The organism is Phyllobacterium sp. 1468 (genome assembly GCF_031455525.1).
Classification (GTDB): domain Bacteria; phylum Pseudomonadota; class Alphaproteobacteria; order Rhizobiales; family Rhizobiaceae; genus Phyllobacterium.
The window spans coordinates 411,832-425,026 of record NZ_JAVDSX010000004.1 but is presented as its reverse complement, the minus strand read 5'-3'; the positions used below and the strand labels follow the sequence as shown (position 1 = coordinate 425,026).

Here is a 13,195-nt window from a genome sequence, read left to right as displayed (position 1 = left end):
TCATTCATCGATGTTCCATGACAAAATGAAGGAAAAAGCAATGAACAAGACAGAACCCCGCGTCGCCATTGTAACGGGCGCTTCCTCCGGTATCGGGCTGGTAACGGCAAAGGCGCTGCGGCGCGATGGCTACCGTGTATTCGGCACCAGCCGAAAGCCGATGTCCGATACCCCAGACGGGGTGACGATGTTGATCTGCGATGTAACCGACGACGCATCGGTGCAGGCGGCCGTCGACGATGTTCTAAGCCGCACCGGGCAGATCGATCTACTCATCAACAACGCCGGGATCGGGCTGCTCGGCGGTGCTGAGGAGTCCTCGGCGGCCCAGGCGAAGGCGGTGTTCGACGTGAACGTGTTCGGCGTCCTGCGGATGACAAATGCGATCCTGCCCGTGATGAGACGCCAACGCCGCGGCCGGATTGTCAACCTGAGCTCCATACTCGGGCTCATTCCCTCCCCCTATAATGCCCTTTATGCCTCGACCAAACACGCCATCGAGGGCTATTCGGAATCCCTCGACCACGAAGTTCGAACGCAGGGCATTCGCGTTGTGCTTGTCGAGCCGGGTGTAACCCGCACATCCTTCGAAGAGAACATCACCCGGCCGGACCAGCCGCTTCCAGTCTATGAAACCATTCGCGCCAATACAGAGAAGCTGATGCGCGAAATCATCGCGAAGGGTGACGCACCGGAGGTGGTCGCCGCAACGGTCGTAAGGGCCGCCAATGCCGCATCGCCCAAACGGCGCTACACTGCAGGCAAAGCGGCCGCGCAAGTCCGGTTTATGCGCCGCTTCCTGCCGGAGTCCTTCGTCGACAAGAACTTGCGGAAATTCAGCGGACTTCCTGCCTGAGTACCGACAGGGCCCTGGTCGGCTTACCCACTGACCACCGAAACGAAAGTTAGTTCAATGAAATCATTCCTGATCGATCGCTATGTGAAAGGCGGGTCCCTTCGTTTCACGGAAAGCCCGGAGCCGGAGTTGCGGGAGAATGACGTGATGGTGGAGATTCAAGCCACCAGTGTAAATGTTCTGGACGCCAAAATCAGAGATGGAGAGTTCAAGCTCATCCTGCCATACCGACTTCCCCTGATCCTCGGCAACGATGTAGCGGGCGTCGTGGTCCGGGTCGGTGCCAATGTCCGGCGGTTCAAGCCCGGTGACGAGGTCTATGCGCGCCCGGCTCAGGATCGCATCGGGACATTTGCGGAGTATATCGCCGTGGACGAGGCCGATGTGGCGATGAAGCCGCAGAACCTGACCATGGAAGACGCCGCATCGATTCCCCTTGTCGCCCTGACGGCGTGGCAGGTGCTTGTCGAGCGGGCCAACCTGCAAAAGGGGCAGAAAGTCCTGATCCATGCGGGCTCGGGCGGCGTGGGCACGATTGCGATCCAGCTTGCCAAGCATCTCGGGGCCTATGTGACGACGACCACGAGCACTGTAAATATCGATCTCGTCAAAGGCCTCGGCGCAGATGTCGTGATCGACTACAAGAAGGACAACTTCGAGGACGTTCTGCAGCAGGACTACGACGTCGTACTGAACAGCCTTGGCACAGACACGCTGAAAAAATCCGTTGGGCTGCTGAAGCCGGGCGGAAAGCTGATTTCGATTTCTGGCCCGCCGGACCCGAATTTCGCAAAGGAGAAGGGTTTGGCCTGGCCGCTGCGACTGGTCATGCGCCTATTGAGTTTGGGCATCAGGAGAAAATCGAAACGCCAAGGCATCAGTTATTCCTTCCACTTCATGACGGCCAATGGTGCGCAGCTTGGTCAGATCACCACCCTGATCGAGGCAGGTGTCATACGACCGGTAGTGGATCGGGTGTTCCCGTTCGAGAAGACCAATGAGGCGCTGGTGTACGTAGAAACAGGTCGCGCGAAGGGGAAGGTTGTCGTCGCTGTGAAGTGACGTCTCGGGGCACATGGAGTGCCCCAATGACCGGGAGCGGTGAAGAGGTTCAAGAAGCAATCCGCTTTTTTGCGAGGCGTCGCTCGAAAACCTCTGCACCCCTGCTAGATCAGCCCGCCTTGCCAGGCACCGGAGTGTTGAGGAGCTGCTGCTCCCAAAGATAGGCGATGCCGCTACCGCCGAAGTGCTGGATGAGAATCTCGGTCAGCTCCTCGACATGCTCGGTGCGCGCCCAATCGCGTTGCCATTCGCCAGCGAGCGCCATGACCGTCATCACGTTCGCGCCGGCCGCGATCATGCGCTGGATGGCGACTTCGTGAGACTCCTTCGAAATCCCGCCCGACGCGTCGGTAATCACGGTCACGTCCCAGCCTTCGCCGGCGGCCTGGATCACAGGCATTGCAACGCAGACCTCGGTCCACAACCCGGCGATGATCAGCTGCTTGCGGCCGGTCGCCTTGACGACATTCACCACATTCTCGTCCTGCCAGGTGTTCACCCAGGTGCGATCGATGACTTCCTGGTCCGGAAAGACGTCGGTGATCTGCTTAAAGAGAAGGCCACCGCGTGCCGCGATCACGCTGGTGAGAATGGTCGGAACATTGAAGGCTTTTGCCAGCTTCGCCAGCGCGGTGGTGTAGTTGACCACAGCTTGCGGATCGTGGCTGTTCAGGTTCGCGAGCTGGTAAGGCTGGTGATCGATCAGAACAAGGACGGAGTCCTCGGGGCGTAGAAGAGAATCAAGGCCGTTACGAAAGGTCATTATTACTTCCTATGCTGTCGTTGTTGGTGAGATTGTTTGCGCGAAGACACGCGCCAAGGGCGACGTTGCCTGAAAGGGACATTGCCGTTCCCGCGCTTGATGGGGTAGTACCCTTAAGTGGCAAGCTGTGTCGCGAAATGGGGAACGCTGGATTGGATATCGAAGAGTTGCGGACATTCGTAGAAGTTGCCGATGCTGGTGGCGTTTCGGCCGCCGCGCTCCGGCTCGGCGTCTCCAAGTCGATCGTCAGCCGCCGGCTCTTCCGGCTTGAAGCGGAACTTGGCGTCCAGCTTCTTGCGCGCACCACCCGCGGCGCTGCTCTCACAGAAGCCGGGGCCACGTTTCGAGACTATGCGGCAAGAGTTTGTGCCGAGATCGACGTGGCAAAGGAAACGATCCTACCTGCCGGCGACCTTCGCGGCCGCTTGCGCGTTGCAGTGCCGCTTTCTTTCGGACAGACCCACTTCGCTCCGATCCTCGCGGAAATGGCGCGACGCCACCCCCAGCTCCAAATCCACACCTGCTACAGCGACCGCTTCGTCGATCTCATCACAGAGGGTTACGACTGTGCGATACGGGTAGGCTATCTTCAGGACTCCAACCTGATCGCACGGCGCATCGGAGGGATCTATGGGAAGCTCGTCGCGAGCCCGGACTACATCAAGACACATGGGTCGCCGGAAACGCCGGAGGAGCTCTCCGCTCATGAGGCTCTTATGCAGGGCACCGAAGCCTGGCAACTCATGGATGGCGACAAGATCATCATGGTTCGTCCGCAGGGGCGCTTCAAGGCCGACAACGGCACTGCTCTCGTCGCGGCTGCGGCAGCAGGGCTCGGAATCGCTTACCTGCCCGATTGTCTTACCCATCAATATATAGTTTCCGGCGCGCTGGTTCCGGTCATGACGCGGTATCCACCACCGCCGGCAGGTGCATATGTCATCCGCCCGCCAGGTCAGCATCCCGCACGGAAGATACGGGTCCTCACCGAATTGCTGATCGAGTATTGCGAACCTGCCCCGCATGAAAAATGAGGCCTAGGTGAGCACTCTCGCCGGATCCAGTCACACAAAATTATGTGGTAATATAATACCTTTTCGATAAGTGACTGTATTTTCAGGATTATTTCTGGTATGACGCCTAAATCGCCACTTGACGCAGGCGCCCGGCCCCTTTATTGAAACCCTCGACTGCGGTGGGGTTTCCCGCCGTTTTTCATTGTTATGCGAATTTTTATCGATCCGCATAACCCAAGCAACAAGAAAAGCCTTCTTTCATGAAGGATGATCTCAAGGACGAACACAATGGCTACCTTCACACAGAAGCCGGCAGATGTGACGAAAAAGTGGATCCTGATCGACGCCGAGGGTCTCGTCGTCGGCCGTCTTGCTTCCATCGTCGCCAACATCCTGCGCGGCAAGCACAAAGCAACCTTTACCCCGCACGTGGACGATGGCGACAATGTCATCATCATCAATGCCGACAAGGTTGCGCTTACCGGTAAGAAATTTACCGACAAGGTTTATTACTGGCACACTGGCCATCCCGGCGGCATCAAGGAACGCACTGCCCGTCAGCTGCTCGAAGGCCGTTTTCCGGAACGCGTCGTTGAGAAGGCTGTCGAGCGAATGGTTCCCCGTGGCCCGCTCGGCCGTCGCCAGATGAAGAACCTGCGCGTTTACGCCGGTTCCAACCACCCACATGAAGCTCAGGCACCTGAAGTCCTCGACGTTGGCGCGCTGAATTCCAAGAATAAAAGGAGCGCATAAGAATGGCTGAGCTCAACTCGCTCGCAGAACTCGGTACCTCTGCCGTCGCCCCGGCGCAGGCCGCTGCACCGGTTCATGTCCAGAAGCTCGATGCCAAAGGCCGTGCCTACGCAACCGGCAAGCGCAAGGATGCGGTTGCCCGCGTCTGGATCAAGCCAGGTTCCGGCAAGATCGTCATCAACGAAAAGGAATACGGCAAGTATTTCGCCCGTCCGGTTCTGCAGATGATCCTGCAGCAGCCGATCGTTGCTGCCAACCGCGCCGGCCAGTACGACGTTATCGCGACCGTTGCCGGTGGTGGTCTGTCCGGTCAGGCTGGTGCCGTTCGTCACGGCATCTCCAAGGCTCTCACCTATTTCGAACCCGCACTGCGCGGCGTTCTGAAAAAGGGCGGTTTCCTGACACGCGACAGCCGCGTCGTCGAACGCAAGAAGTACGGCAAGGCGAAAGCCCGTCGCTCGTTCCAGTTCTCGAAGCGCTAATATCGCTTTATATGGACACGAACAGAAAGCGGGCCTTCGGGTCCGCTTTTTTGTTGCGCCGAGGCACGCGAATGAGCAAAACGCATATCGGATTGCAGGAACGGGAGCAGCAGATGCCATCAAAATCCATCGACCATGCCTTTACAGCGCGCAATCTGACCAGCGCGGCGACTGATCCGACCCATGCAGGCGCCCTCTCCTTCATGCGCCGGCGCTATACCAAGAACCTGAATGGTGCCGAGGCGGTCGTATGGGGCATTCCGTTCGATGCTGCCGTATCCAACCGGCCAGGCGCGCGGTTTGGCCCGCAGGCAATAAGGCGGGCCTCGGCGATTTTCGACAATGATCCGCAGTATCCGTTCCAGCGCGATCTGTTTGCCGATTTTGCGGTCGTAGATTATGGCGATTGCCTGCTCGATTACGGCAATCACCAGAAAACCCCGGCGACGATCGAGCGGGAAGCTGCAAAGATCATCAAGTCCGGCGCGTTTCTCCTTTCACTCGGCGGCGACCATTTCGTGACATGGCCGATCCTCAAGGCGCATGCGGCAAGGCATGGTCCCGTGGCGCTGGTACAGTTCGATGCGCATCAGGACACCTGGTACGATGACGGCAAGCGGATCGATCATGGATCGTTCGTTGGCCGCGCCGCGCGCGATGGCGTCATCGATCCCGCTCATTCGATACAGGTCGGCATTCGCACCCATGCTCCCGACGATTGCGGGTTGAAGATCGTTTATGGCTACGAGGTTGAGGAAATGTCCGCAGCCGACATCGCAAAGCAGATCATCGCCCGGACAGCTGGCAGGAAGGTGTATCTGACCTTCGACATCGATTGCCTCGACCCGGCCTTCGCGCCGGGCACGGGCACACCTGTCGCAGGAGGACCGTCTTCGGCGAAGATCCTCTCGGTGCTGCGGCACCTGACGGAACTGAACATTGTGGGCGCCGACGTCGTTGAAGTTGCGCCCGCCTATGATCATGCCGATGTGACCGCGATCGCAGGTGCCACAATCGCGATGTATTATCTGGGTATACTGGCGGAGCAGCAGGCACGGCAGGTTTAAACGTCGCAGCAGGGTTGTGCGTGGTTCGACAAGCTCACCATGAGGGAGGTAGCTGCTCGCCATGAGGGAGGTAGCTGCTCGCCATGAGGGAGGTAACTGCTCACCATGAGGGAGGTAACTGCTCATCATGAAGGAGTTTCACCGTGTGGGAGGTAGCTGTTCACCATGAGAAAATGGATTGATTGCTGGGAAACAAACCTACATTGCGACAGGCTTGCAGCACATCTATCTCCATGGTGAGCTTGTCGAACCACGCACAATTGTCATGCGTATTCATATAAAGAACTGAGATCAGTTGAATTAAAGGCACTTCCATGAAACCGAAAATCTTCATCGACGGCGAACACGGCACCACCGGCCTGCAGATCCGCACACGGCTCGCCGGCCGCGCCGATCTCGAGGTGCTTTCGATTCCGGAAGCCGAGCGGCGCAACAAAGACATGCGCGCGGACTTTCTCAAGGAATCCGATGTCGCCATCCTCTGCCTACCCGACGATGCGTCGAGGGAAGCCGTATCCATTCTCGAAGGGCATAACTCGACAAAGATCATCGACACCTCGACCGCGCACCGCGTGCATCCGGACTGGGCGTACGGCTTTGCCGAGCTCGACCGCGACCAGCGACAAAAAATCGTCGATGCGCGGCTGGTCGCCAATCCCGGTTGTTATCCGACCGGCGCTATTTCACTGGTGCGTCCGTTGCGCGATGCGGGCATCCTGCCCGGCGATTATCCGGTCACGGTCAACGCGGTTTCCGGCTATACCGGCGGTGGCAAGCAAATGATCGCGCAGATGGAGAATCCGGATGCGCCTGATCATATCGACGCAAATCACTTCCTCTATGCGATGCCGCTGAAGCACAAGCACGTGCCGGAGTTGCAGGTGCATGGGCATCTGGATCGCAAACCTATCTTTTCGCCTAGCGTCGGACGCTTTGCACAAGGCATGATCGTTCAAGTGCCGCTGTTTACCGCGGACCTGGATGGTAATCCATCAATGATGGACATCCATGCAGCGCTCAGCGCCCATTATGCGGGCCAGAATATCGTGCAGGTGGTGCCGCTGGCCGAAAGCGCCATGTTGCCCCGCCTCGATCCGGAAGAGCTACGCGATACGGATATCATGAAGCTCTACGTGTTCGGGACTGAAGGTGCCGGTCAGGTCAATCTCGTTGCTCTCCTCGACAATCTCGGCAAGGGTGCGTCGGGGGCTGCGGTGCAGAATCTGGACTTGATGCTCGGAAATGCTTGATGCAATAGCGGAGACTTTCCCACCGGAGTGGAAAGTCTCCTCCCCCGAGCTCGTCGCCGAGACCGCCACCAGCCGGATTGTCAAGATCCGGCTGGAAGATGGCGAACCCGCGATAGTCAAACATCTGACACCGCTCGGTGTGCGGGAAGAGTTGGGTGGCACGCGCTATCTGGACTGGCACGACGGCAATGGCTGTATTCGTTTGCTGGCGCAGCGGGGTAACAACCTGCTGCTGGAATATGCCGGCGCCCGCACCCTGCTTGATCATCTCAACGAACAGGGTGACGACGACGCGACGCAGATCTTTGTCAACGTGTTCCTGCGCCTCATGCAGTCGACGCGGCAAAACCGGCCCTTCCCCGCTGGGCTCATACCGTTACGGACGCATTTCGCCAGCCTGTTCAAGAAGGCCGAGGCGAACCGGGCACGCGGAGTGACGAGCCGGTTCGTCGAAGCGGCTACCCTTGCAGACATGCTCCTGGACCAACAACAAGACGTCCAGCCGCTGCATAGCGACCTGCACCACGAGAACGTACTGCACGGGAAACGCGGCTGGCTGGTCATCGACCCCAAGGGGCTGATCGGCGATCCGATGTTTGACACCGCCAATATGTTCTACAACCCGCTGGATCGCGATGATCTGCGGATGAGCGAGCGTCGCATTGCAACCATGGCGCAGGCGTTCTCGCAAGCTTTCAACCGCCATATAAAAACCATTCTGGGCTTTGGCATGATCCATGCCTGCCTCTCGGCCTCATGGCATGACGAGGACCAGAATTTTGACGAGTCGAAACGCAGCCTTGGCGTGGCAGAGGCAATCCGGCGCGTGCTCCAAACCATTTAAATTTGCATTGACCAAGTTGACCAAGCGGCGTTGACCATGGTACCTTTGGTCTACTTGGTCAAGGAGTGCACCGTGAACCAGATCAATCTCTATGATGCGAAGACCAACCTTTCAAGTTTGGTGGATCGAGCTGCGTCCGGTGAAGAGGTCATTATTGCGAAGAATGGAATCCCGCTCGCAAAACTCGGCCCTCTGCCGAAACAGCAGGAGCCGCGCAAGCCTGCTCATGCGCTCGGCATTTCCTATATTGCCGAAGACTTCGACGCGTTAGATCCGGAGATGGCAGCACTGTTCAACGATGGCACATTGTAATGCAGCTGCTGCTCGACACACATGTGCTTCTCTGGTGGGATGAGGGAGCCGATAGACTCGGCGCTGTAACACGCGACGCAATAGCCAATCCTGACAACCAGATCTACATCAGCGCAGCATCCATCTGGGAAATTGCCATCAAAAGCGCCAAAGGCAAGTTACGATTTTCCGGCTCGCCCCATGCAGCCATCGAGCGAAATGGCTTTTTGCCGCTCTCCATATCGCCGCATCATGCAAAACTTGCGGGACAACTCGCATGGTCGCATCCGGACCCCTTCGACCGAATGCTGATAGCGCAGGCGCAATCTGACGGTTTGATATTGGTTCACGCCGACAGTGTAGTTCACACCTACAAGGAAGTGCCCCAGCTTTGGGCACGCGATACCTAGGTCGTAAACTCATAAATCTGGTAGAAATGGCGCCTGAAGCGGCAAGAAGATGCGAGGAGAAGCGTGAAGGGCGGGGTTTTTCCCCCGGCCGAATGGTTCGATACTGCAGCTTGCAGCCGGATCAGTGTCCGGACGATATGGTCCATCTTCCCGGTAATAGCGTCGCAAGGGACTTGAAAATGGATAAACATTGTCTTCGCCCTTGCTCCTCGTATCCGAAAAGATGGCCTCATACCATTTCCATCAGATTTATGAGTTCACGACCTGGAGCCTCTCACCCCTGCATGAAAGGCTCTAGCCAGCGACGACCTCTGTCTCGCGCGGATAAGCGCCTTTGGTGCCGCGCCAATGGGCGACGGAAAAGCCGAGAATGACGATGGCAAAGAACTGATGCAGCAGCCCGAGGCCGATCGGCACCTGCATCAAGAGCGTCGTGATGCCGATCGCCGCTTGCAGGGTTACCAGAACGACAAGAAGCACGGCACGGCGCGCATGCGTGGTGGCGGGGGCTTGCCGGGCTGTCGATACAGCCTGCCAGATAGCCACGATCAACACGAAATAAGCAAAGCAGCGATGGACGAATTGCACTGTCTTCGGGCTTTCGAAGAGATTGTGCCAGATGGGCTGGATGGGAAAGAGGTCGCCGGGAATGACTGCCCCGTCCATCAGCGGCCAGGTATTGTAGGAAAGGCCTGCGTCAAGGCCAGCAACCAATGCTCCGAGATATATCTGGATGAAGACGCAGAACACGAACCAGCCGGCCAAGCGCTGAATCTGGCGATTGGCCGGTGCTTCGGAGTAGACGGCAAGGCCGCGCGCCACATACATGACGGCCGCGAAAATGATACAGGCGAGCGTGAGATGCGTGGCGAGCCGGTACTGACTGACGTCGACCCGGTCGACCAGCCCCGACGCGACCATCCACCAGCCGACCGCGCCTTGCAGAGCGCCGAGCGCGAGAATGAAGATCATGCGCGGCTTCAACCGGCGCTCCAGCCTGCCGGTAAGCCAGAAGAACGCGAGCGGTACGGCGACGAGAAAGCCTACGCCGCGCGCGAGAAAGCGATGCGCCCATTCCCACCAGAAGATTTGCTGGAACTCAGCAAGGCTCATGCCCTTGTTCAGCCGCTGATATTGCGGGATCTGTCGGTATTTATCGAATTCCTCCATCCATTGATCATGGCCAAATGGCGGTATGATGCCGTGGATAGGCTTCCATTCGGTGATGGAAAGCCCGGAGCCGGTCATCCGCGTTGCACCGCCGACAAGGACGATGGTCGCCAGAACGATCAGCACCAGATAAAGCCAGATGCGGATATATTGGCGGTTTCGCGCTTCGCGGTCCTGAACCGAGACAATCGTGCCCTGGGATAGTGTATTGGCAGCCATGCAAGACGCTCCTTATTGCGCCGATAGGTGCAGCATAAGCGGTTGCATGACAAGCGCAGTTCACGCGACACGCCGTCGCGTCCTGATCTGCGCCGTCACGAAGGCGTCATCGCTTATTCGCCACACTGCTGGAGCAAATTGCGCCTGGCATCGTGCCCGGCAACATCCCTTTAATCCGAGAGGTTATGATGTTCAATTGGTTGAAAATCGCAGCCGGCACTGCCGCCGCCGTCGTCTATGTCACCGGTGCTGCTCAGGCTGCGGACGTGTTGGCGAGCAAGGAATACAAGATCCTGCTCACACCGTCCCTCTTCGACAAGCAACCCGCAATAGTTGCCAATCAGTTCCTGGCTGATCTGAAAGCCCAGCTGAAGACGGTCAATTTCGATCGCAGCGTGGACGGCCAGTTCAGCGACGATGAAACGCGTACCGTGCGCTTCTATGATTCGCCCGGCACCTGCCACCTCAATGCGTCGGGCTACATGCTACGCACACGCGGCGACGACGCGGCCAGTGAAATCACGCTCAAATTCCGCTCGTCCAGTCAATCGACGGCCGCGGCCACCGATGTCGCCGGTAGCGTTTCCGGAGCCAAGACCAAGCTCGAAGACGACATCGTGCCACCTTTAAGGGAAACCTTCTCGCACTCGACGACAGAACCGCTCGCTGCGACGAAAAAACTGAACAGTCTGGATGATGTAACCGACCTCTTTCCAGGCATCAAATCACTCAATCTGCCGAAGAAGGATAGTTTGAGTCTTGTTGGCAAGCTCGATATTACCGAACATACCTATACCGGTGTCGACAGCGATCTTGGCGCAAAGGACGCGGATTTCTCGTTGACGCTATGGTATGTCGGCACTGCCGCAAAGCCTGCGATTGCCGAACTTTCCTTCAAGGTCAAATCCGATAGTGGCGCATTTGCCGCCAAGGTGATGCAACGTTCGAAACTCCTCTTCGACACGATGAACGGCATGACCCAATGGGTGTCCGGCAGCAGTACGACGAAGACACAGTGGGTCTACCAATATCAGCCAGGATTTTGCTCAAGCGTAAAACTGCTTTAGGATTCCCCTGAAAAGATTGGCCGCCCCTGTTCGAATGGCCAGCTTTTTATCAGCGCAATGGCTTTTTTGCTTTCCGGCAGTTTTGTTTACCGTTAGAGGATGGCCGCAAATTGTAAGACTGGATAGCGCAATGCCTGTAAGGCTGAAGAAACTCATCGGAACATTTCTGCTCGTGGCGCTCGTCTGCGTCTACGCAATCGTCGCAACGATCTTTGCCGTTGCGCTGCTTGGCAATTCCGGTCCGTGGGTTCACCTGCTCTACTTCTTCGGAACAGGATTCCTTTGGGTCGTACCGGCCATGTTCATCATCAGCTGGATGGAAAAGGCGCCGAAGAAGAATTCACCCTGATATTCGCTCGACAAGATGCGCGCGCGAGGGTGCCGGATCAAACCGATCGGCGAAATATTGCGTTTCTTTTGCCACAAGTCCTTCGTGGAATTCCATGATGCTCACCACATATGATGGTACGCCGTCATAGGTGAGTATGTATTCAGTCACCCAGAGATCGCCGCCACCGATAATTCGCCGGATCGTAAAACGCTTCTTGTTTGGCTGAACGAACCGGCTTTCCTGAATGTTTGTCCGCCCGTCTATCCGTTCGCCGGACTGAGGATAAGAGAGCACGGCGTCCTCGCGGTAGATTTCATGTTCGACGTTGAAATCACTCGCGTCAGAAGCATCCCAATGGCGCTGCAGCGCCGCCCGCACGGCTCGATCATCCATGTCAACCTCCCACCTACGCTGATTGACGATACGCCGGTGGGGAAGCGCCGACAATGGCCCTAGACCTCGCTCTAGGCCTGGACCACTCGCCTTCCCGCATTGGCGATTGGCGTCGTCACGCCGCTCATCATCGTCCTGGCGTAGACCAGTTTCTGGAAGCGGCCGTTGATGGAGATGCGTGGCAGCGCCCACATATTCGCCTGGTGTTCGGCGTGGATGGTGCCGTGCCTTGTCGTGACGGCGGAGACAAAACCTTCCGCGGCGGCTATGTTGGCTTCGCGTCGTCCTGCGGCTTTTGAAGAGCCGTATGGATAGGCGAAATGAGCGGGCCGCTTGCCGAGTTCTGCTTCCAGCATATCGGCGGACAGGCGCATTTCCTGGGCGACCGTATCCGGAGTCAATTTCTTCAGGTTGTAGTGATGAACCGTATGCGCGCCGATCGTGCATAGCGGATCGCTGGCGATCTGGCGCATTTCCTTCCAACTCATGACATCCTGATCGGCGGCCACGCCGCAGATCATTCCCTCCTGCTCGCACATTTCACGAAGGACCGGCAATTGCTCCAATTCGGTCAGCGTGAAAGAAAAATAGCGCATCAAGGAATGAAAAGTAGCGCGTTTTTGAAACAGAGTTCCGCAACGCCATTCGGGTCCGCCGGGGATCTTGATGGAATCGGCCTTGGCGATCAGTTTTTCAGCGATTTCCCACCACAGCACCGCGGCGCCCTCGATCAGGCCAGGAGCGGCATATATTGTGAACGGGGCATTGTGCCGCTGGAAAACCGGATAGGCGTGATTGAGGTTGTCGTTGTAGCCATCGTCGAGCGTGATGGCGACAAAGCGCCGTTTGCCGGGTGATCCGGCTTTGACGCGTTCAGCCATCTCGTCCATGGAGACGATTTCCGTTCCCTCGGATTTCAGCGACGTGATGATTTGATCGAGAAAGACGGGCGTGATCGCCAGTGAACGGGTGACGCCGAGCGGACTTATACAATCCGGGCGTACCCGGTGCAGCATGATGATGGAACCGAGCCCGCCAAAGCGGTCACGCGTACTTGAGGCAAAGCCGCTATGCCAAGCCAGTCTCATCACGGCTTTTCGTATCAAGTCGGCCGCGTGGACCATTCCTTCACCAATTCGCGTTATTTGAAGATATCGAAGGGATTCTGTTCATCAACTCTTGCGGCTTAAACGTTTATATATGGTTGATCAACAAAACCTC

The 13,195-nt window shown here is 57.4% G+C and carries 16 protein-coding genes; 12 read left to right on the top strand and 4 right to left on the bottom strand.

Features of this window, described 5'->3' with window-relative positions:
• Positions 1 to 40 precede the first annotated feature (40 nt).
• Together J2X72_RS14130 and J2X72_RS14125 are read left to right on the top strand one after the other, a co-directional pair.
• Positions 41 to 856, top strand: a complete 816-nt coding sequence (locus J2X72_RS14130) for an oxidoreductase (RefSeq protein WP_310072844.1) — start codon at positions 41 to 43, stop codon at positions 854 to 856.
• 57 nt (positions 857 to 913) lie between these two features.
• On the top strand, positions 914 to 1,918 hold the full coding sequence (locus J2X72_RS14125) for an NADP-dependent oxidoreductase (RefSeq protein ID WP_310072842.1): 1,005 nt from the start codon (positions 914 to 916) through the stop codon (positions 1,916 to 1,918).
• Positions 1,919 to 2,027: 109 nt separating this feature from the next.
• Here J2X72_RS14125 and J2X72_RS14120 read toward each other — a convergent pair whose 3' ends face one another.
• Positions 2,028 to 2,681, bottom strand: a complete 654-nt coding sequence (locus J2X72_RS14120) for a hydrolase (RefSeq protein WP_210002338.1) — start codon at positions 2,679 to 2,681, stop codon at positions 2,028 to 2,030.
• 152 nt (positions 2,682 to 2,833) lie between these two features.
• On the opposite strand from J2X72_RS14120, the gene J2X72_RS14115 reads away from it, so the two are divergent.
• From J2X72_RS14115 to J2X72_RS14080, 8 genes are all read left to right on the top strand, one after another.
• Positions 2,834 to 3,715, top strand: coding sequence for a LysR family transcriptional regulator (locus tag J2X72_RS14115; RefSeq protein ID WP_310072837.1), 882 nt, complete (start codon positions 2,834 to 2,836; stop codon positions 3,713 to 3,715).
• Positions 3,716 to 3,985: 270 nt separating this feature from the next.
• Complete coding sequence (rplM, locus tag J2X72_RS14110; protein ID WP_112551331.1) at positions 3,986 to 4,450, top strand: 50S ribosomal protein L13; 465 nt, start codon at positions 3,986 to 3,988, stop codon at positions 4,448 to 4,450.
• Between the two features lie 2 nt (positions 4,451 to 4,452).
• The gene (rpsI, locus tag J2X72_RS14105; protein ID WP_210002333.1) at positions 4,453 to 4,932 is read left to right on the top strand and encodes a 30S ribosomal protein S9; all 480 of its coding nucleotides are present in this window, start codon (positions 4,453 to 4,455) and stop codon (positions 4,930 to 4,932) included.
• A 113-nt stretch (positions 4,933 to 5,045) separates the two neighbouring features.
• A complete protein-coding gene (gene speB / locus J2X72_RS14100) occupies positions 5,046 to 5,999 on the top strand; it encodes an agmatinase (RefSeq protein WP_310073053.1) in 954 nt (317 codons plus the stop codon).
• Between the two features lie 314 nt (positions 6,000 to 6,313).
• On the top strand, positions 6,314 to 7,249 hold the full coding sequence (gene argC, locus J2X72_RS14095) for an N-acetyl-gamma-glutamyl-phosphate reductase (protein WP_310072834.1): 936 nt from the start codon (positions 6,314 to 6,316) through the stop codon (positions 7,247 to 7,249).
• On the top strand, positions 7,242 to 8,093 hold the full coding sequence (locus tag J2X72_RS14090) for an aminoglycoside phosphotransferase family protein (RefSeq protein WP_310072832.1): 852 nt from the start codon (positions 7,242 to 7,244) through the stop codon (positions 8,091 to 8,093). Before argC ends, J2X72_RS14090 begins: the two co-directional genes overlap by 8 nt.
• A gap of 72 nt (positions 8,094 to 8,165) precedes the next feature.
• Positions 8,166 to 8,405, top strand: coding sequence for a type II toxin-antitoxin system Phd/YefM family antitoxin (locus tag J2X72_RS14085; RefSeq protein ID WP_310072829.1), 240 nt, complete (start codon positions 8,166 to 8,168; stop codon positions 8,403 to 8,405).
• Positions 8,405 to 8,794 carry a type II toxin-antitoxin system VapC family toxin gene (locus tag J2X72_RS14080; protein WP_310072826.1) on the top strand — a complete coding sequence of 130 codons (390 nt, stop codon included), beginning with the start codon at positions 8,405 to 8,407 and terminating at the stop codon, positions 8,792 to 8,794. Before J2X72_RS14085 ends, J2X72_RS14080 begins: the two co-directional genes overlap by 1 nt.
• 294 nt (positions 8,795 to 9,088) lie before the next feature.
• Here the strand turns inward: J2X72_RS14080 and J2X72_RS14075 are convergent, their stop codons facing one another.
• Entirely contained in the window at positions 9,089 to 10,183 is a 1,095-nt protein-coding gene (locus J2X72_RS14075) for a COX15/CtaA family protein (RefSeq protein WP_310072824.1), read from the bottom strand.
• 185 nt (positions 10,184 to 10,368) lie between these two features.
• Here J2X72_RS14075 and J2X72_RS14070 point away from each other — a divergent pair, with 185 nt between their 5' ends.
• Complete coding sequence (locus tag J2X72_RS14070) at positions 10,369 to 11,250, top strand: hypothetical protein (protein WP_310072821.1); 882 nt, start codon at positions 10,369 to 10,371, stop codon at positions 11,248 to 11,250.
• Between the two features lie 130 nt (positions 11,251 to 11,380).
• Positions 11,381 to 11,599, top strand: a complete 219-nt coding sequence (locus J2X72_RS14065) for a DUF2842 domain-containing protein (protein ID WP_112530862.1) — start codon at positions 11,381 to 11,383, stop codon at positions 11,597 to 11,599.
• Here J2X72_RS14065 and J2X72_RS14060 read toward each other — a convergent pair.
• Together J2X72_RS14060 and J2X72_RS14055 are read right to left on the bottom strand one after the other, a co-directional pair.
• Complete coding sequence (locus J2X72_RS14060) at positions 11,591 to 11,974, bottom strand: nuclear transport factor 2 family protein (protein ID WP_310072817.1); 384 nt, start codon at positions 11,972 to 11,974, stop codon at positions 11,591 to 11,593. The two genes, J2X72_RS14065 and J2X72_RS14060, sit on opposite strands and share 9 nt — an antisense overlap.
• Before the next feature lie 71 nt (positions 11,975 to 12,045).
• Positions 12,046 to 13,062, bottom strand: coding sequence for a polysaccharide deacetylase family protein (locus J2X72_RS14055; protein WP_310072815.1), 1,017 nt, complete (start codon positions 13,060 to 13,062; stop codon positions 12,046 to 12,048).
• Positions 13,063 to 13,195 lie beyond the last annotated feature (133 nt).

Coding starts and splice junctions, on each gene's coding strand:
- J2X72_RS14060 (WP_310072817.1), bottom strand. CDS start 11,974: ATGGATGATCGAGCCGTGCGGGCGGCGCTGCAGCGCCATTGGGATGCT.
- argC (WP_310072834.1), top strand. CDS start 6,314: ATGAAACCGAAAATCTTCATCGACGGCGAACACGGCACCACCGGCCTG.
- speB (WP_310073053.1), top strand. CDS start 5,046: ATGCCATCAAAATCCATCGACCATGCCTTTACAGCGCGCAATCTGACC.
- J2X72_RS14125 (WP_310072842.1), top strand. CDS start 914: ATGAAATCATTCCTGATCGATCGCTATGTGAAAGGCGGGTCCCTTCGT.
- J2X72_RS14130 (WP_310072844.1), top strand. CDS start 41: ATGAACAAGACAGAACCCCGCGTCGCCATTGTAACGGGCGCTTCCTCC.
- J2X72_RS14065 (WP_112530862.1), top strand. CDS start 11,381: ATGCCTGTAAGGCTGAAGAAACTCATCGGAACATTTCTGCTCGTGGCG.
- J2X72_RS14075 (WP_310072824.1), bottom strand. CDS start 10,183: ATGGCTGCCAATACACTATCCCAGGGCACGATTGTCTCGGTTCAGGAC.
- J2X72_RS14080 (WP_310072826.1), top strand. CDS start 8,405: ATGCAGCTGCTGCTCGACACACATGTGCTTCTCTGGTGGGATGAGGGA.
- rpsI (WP_210002333.1), top strand. CDS start 4,453: ATGGCTGAGCTCAACTCGCTCGCAGAACTCGGTACCTCTGCCGTCGCC.
- J2X72_RS14120 (WP_210002338.1), bottom strand. CDS start 2,681: ATGACCTTTCGTAACGGCCTTGATTCTCTTCTACGCCCCGAGGACTCC.
- J2X72_RS14055 (WP_310072815.1), bottom strand. CDS start 13,062: ATGAGACTGGCTTGGCATAGCGGCTTTGCCTCAAGTACGCGTGACCGC.
- J2X72_RS14090 (WP_310072832.1), top strand. CDS start 7,242: ATGCTTGATGCAATAGCGGAGACTTTCCCACCGGAGTGGAAAGTCTCC.
- rplM (WP_112551331.1), top strand. CDS start 3,986: ATGGCTACCTTCACACAGAAGCCGGCAGATGTGACGAAAAAGTGGATC.
- J2X72_RS14070 (WP_310072821.1), top strand. CDS start 10,369: ATGATGTTCAATTGGTTGAAAATCGCAGCCGGCACTGCCGCCGCCGTC.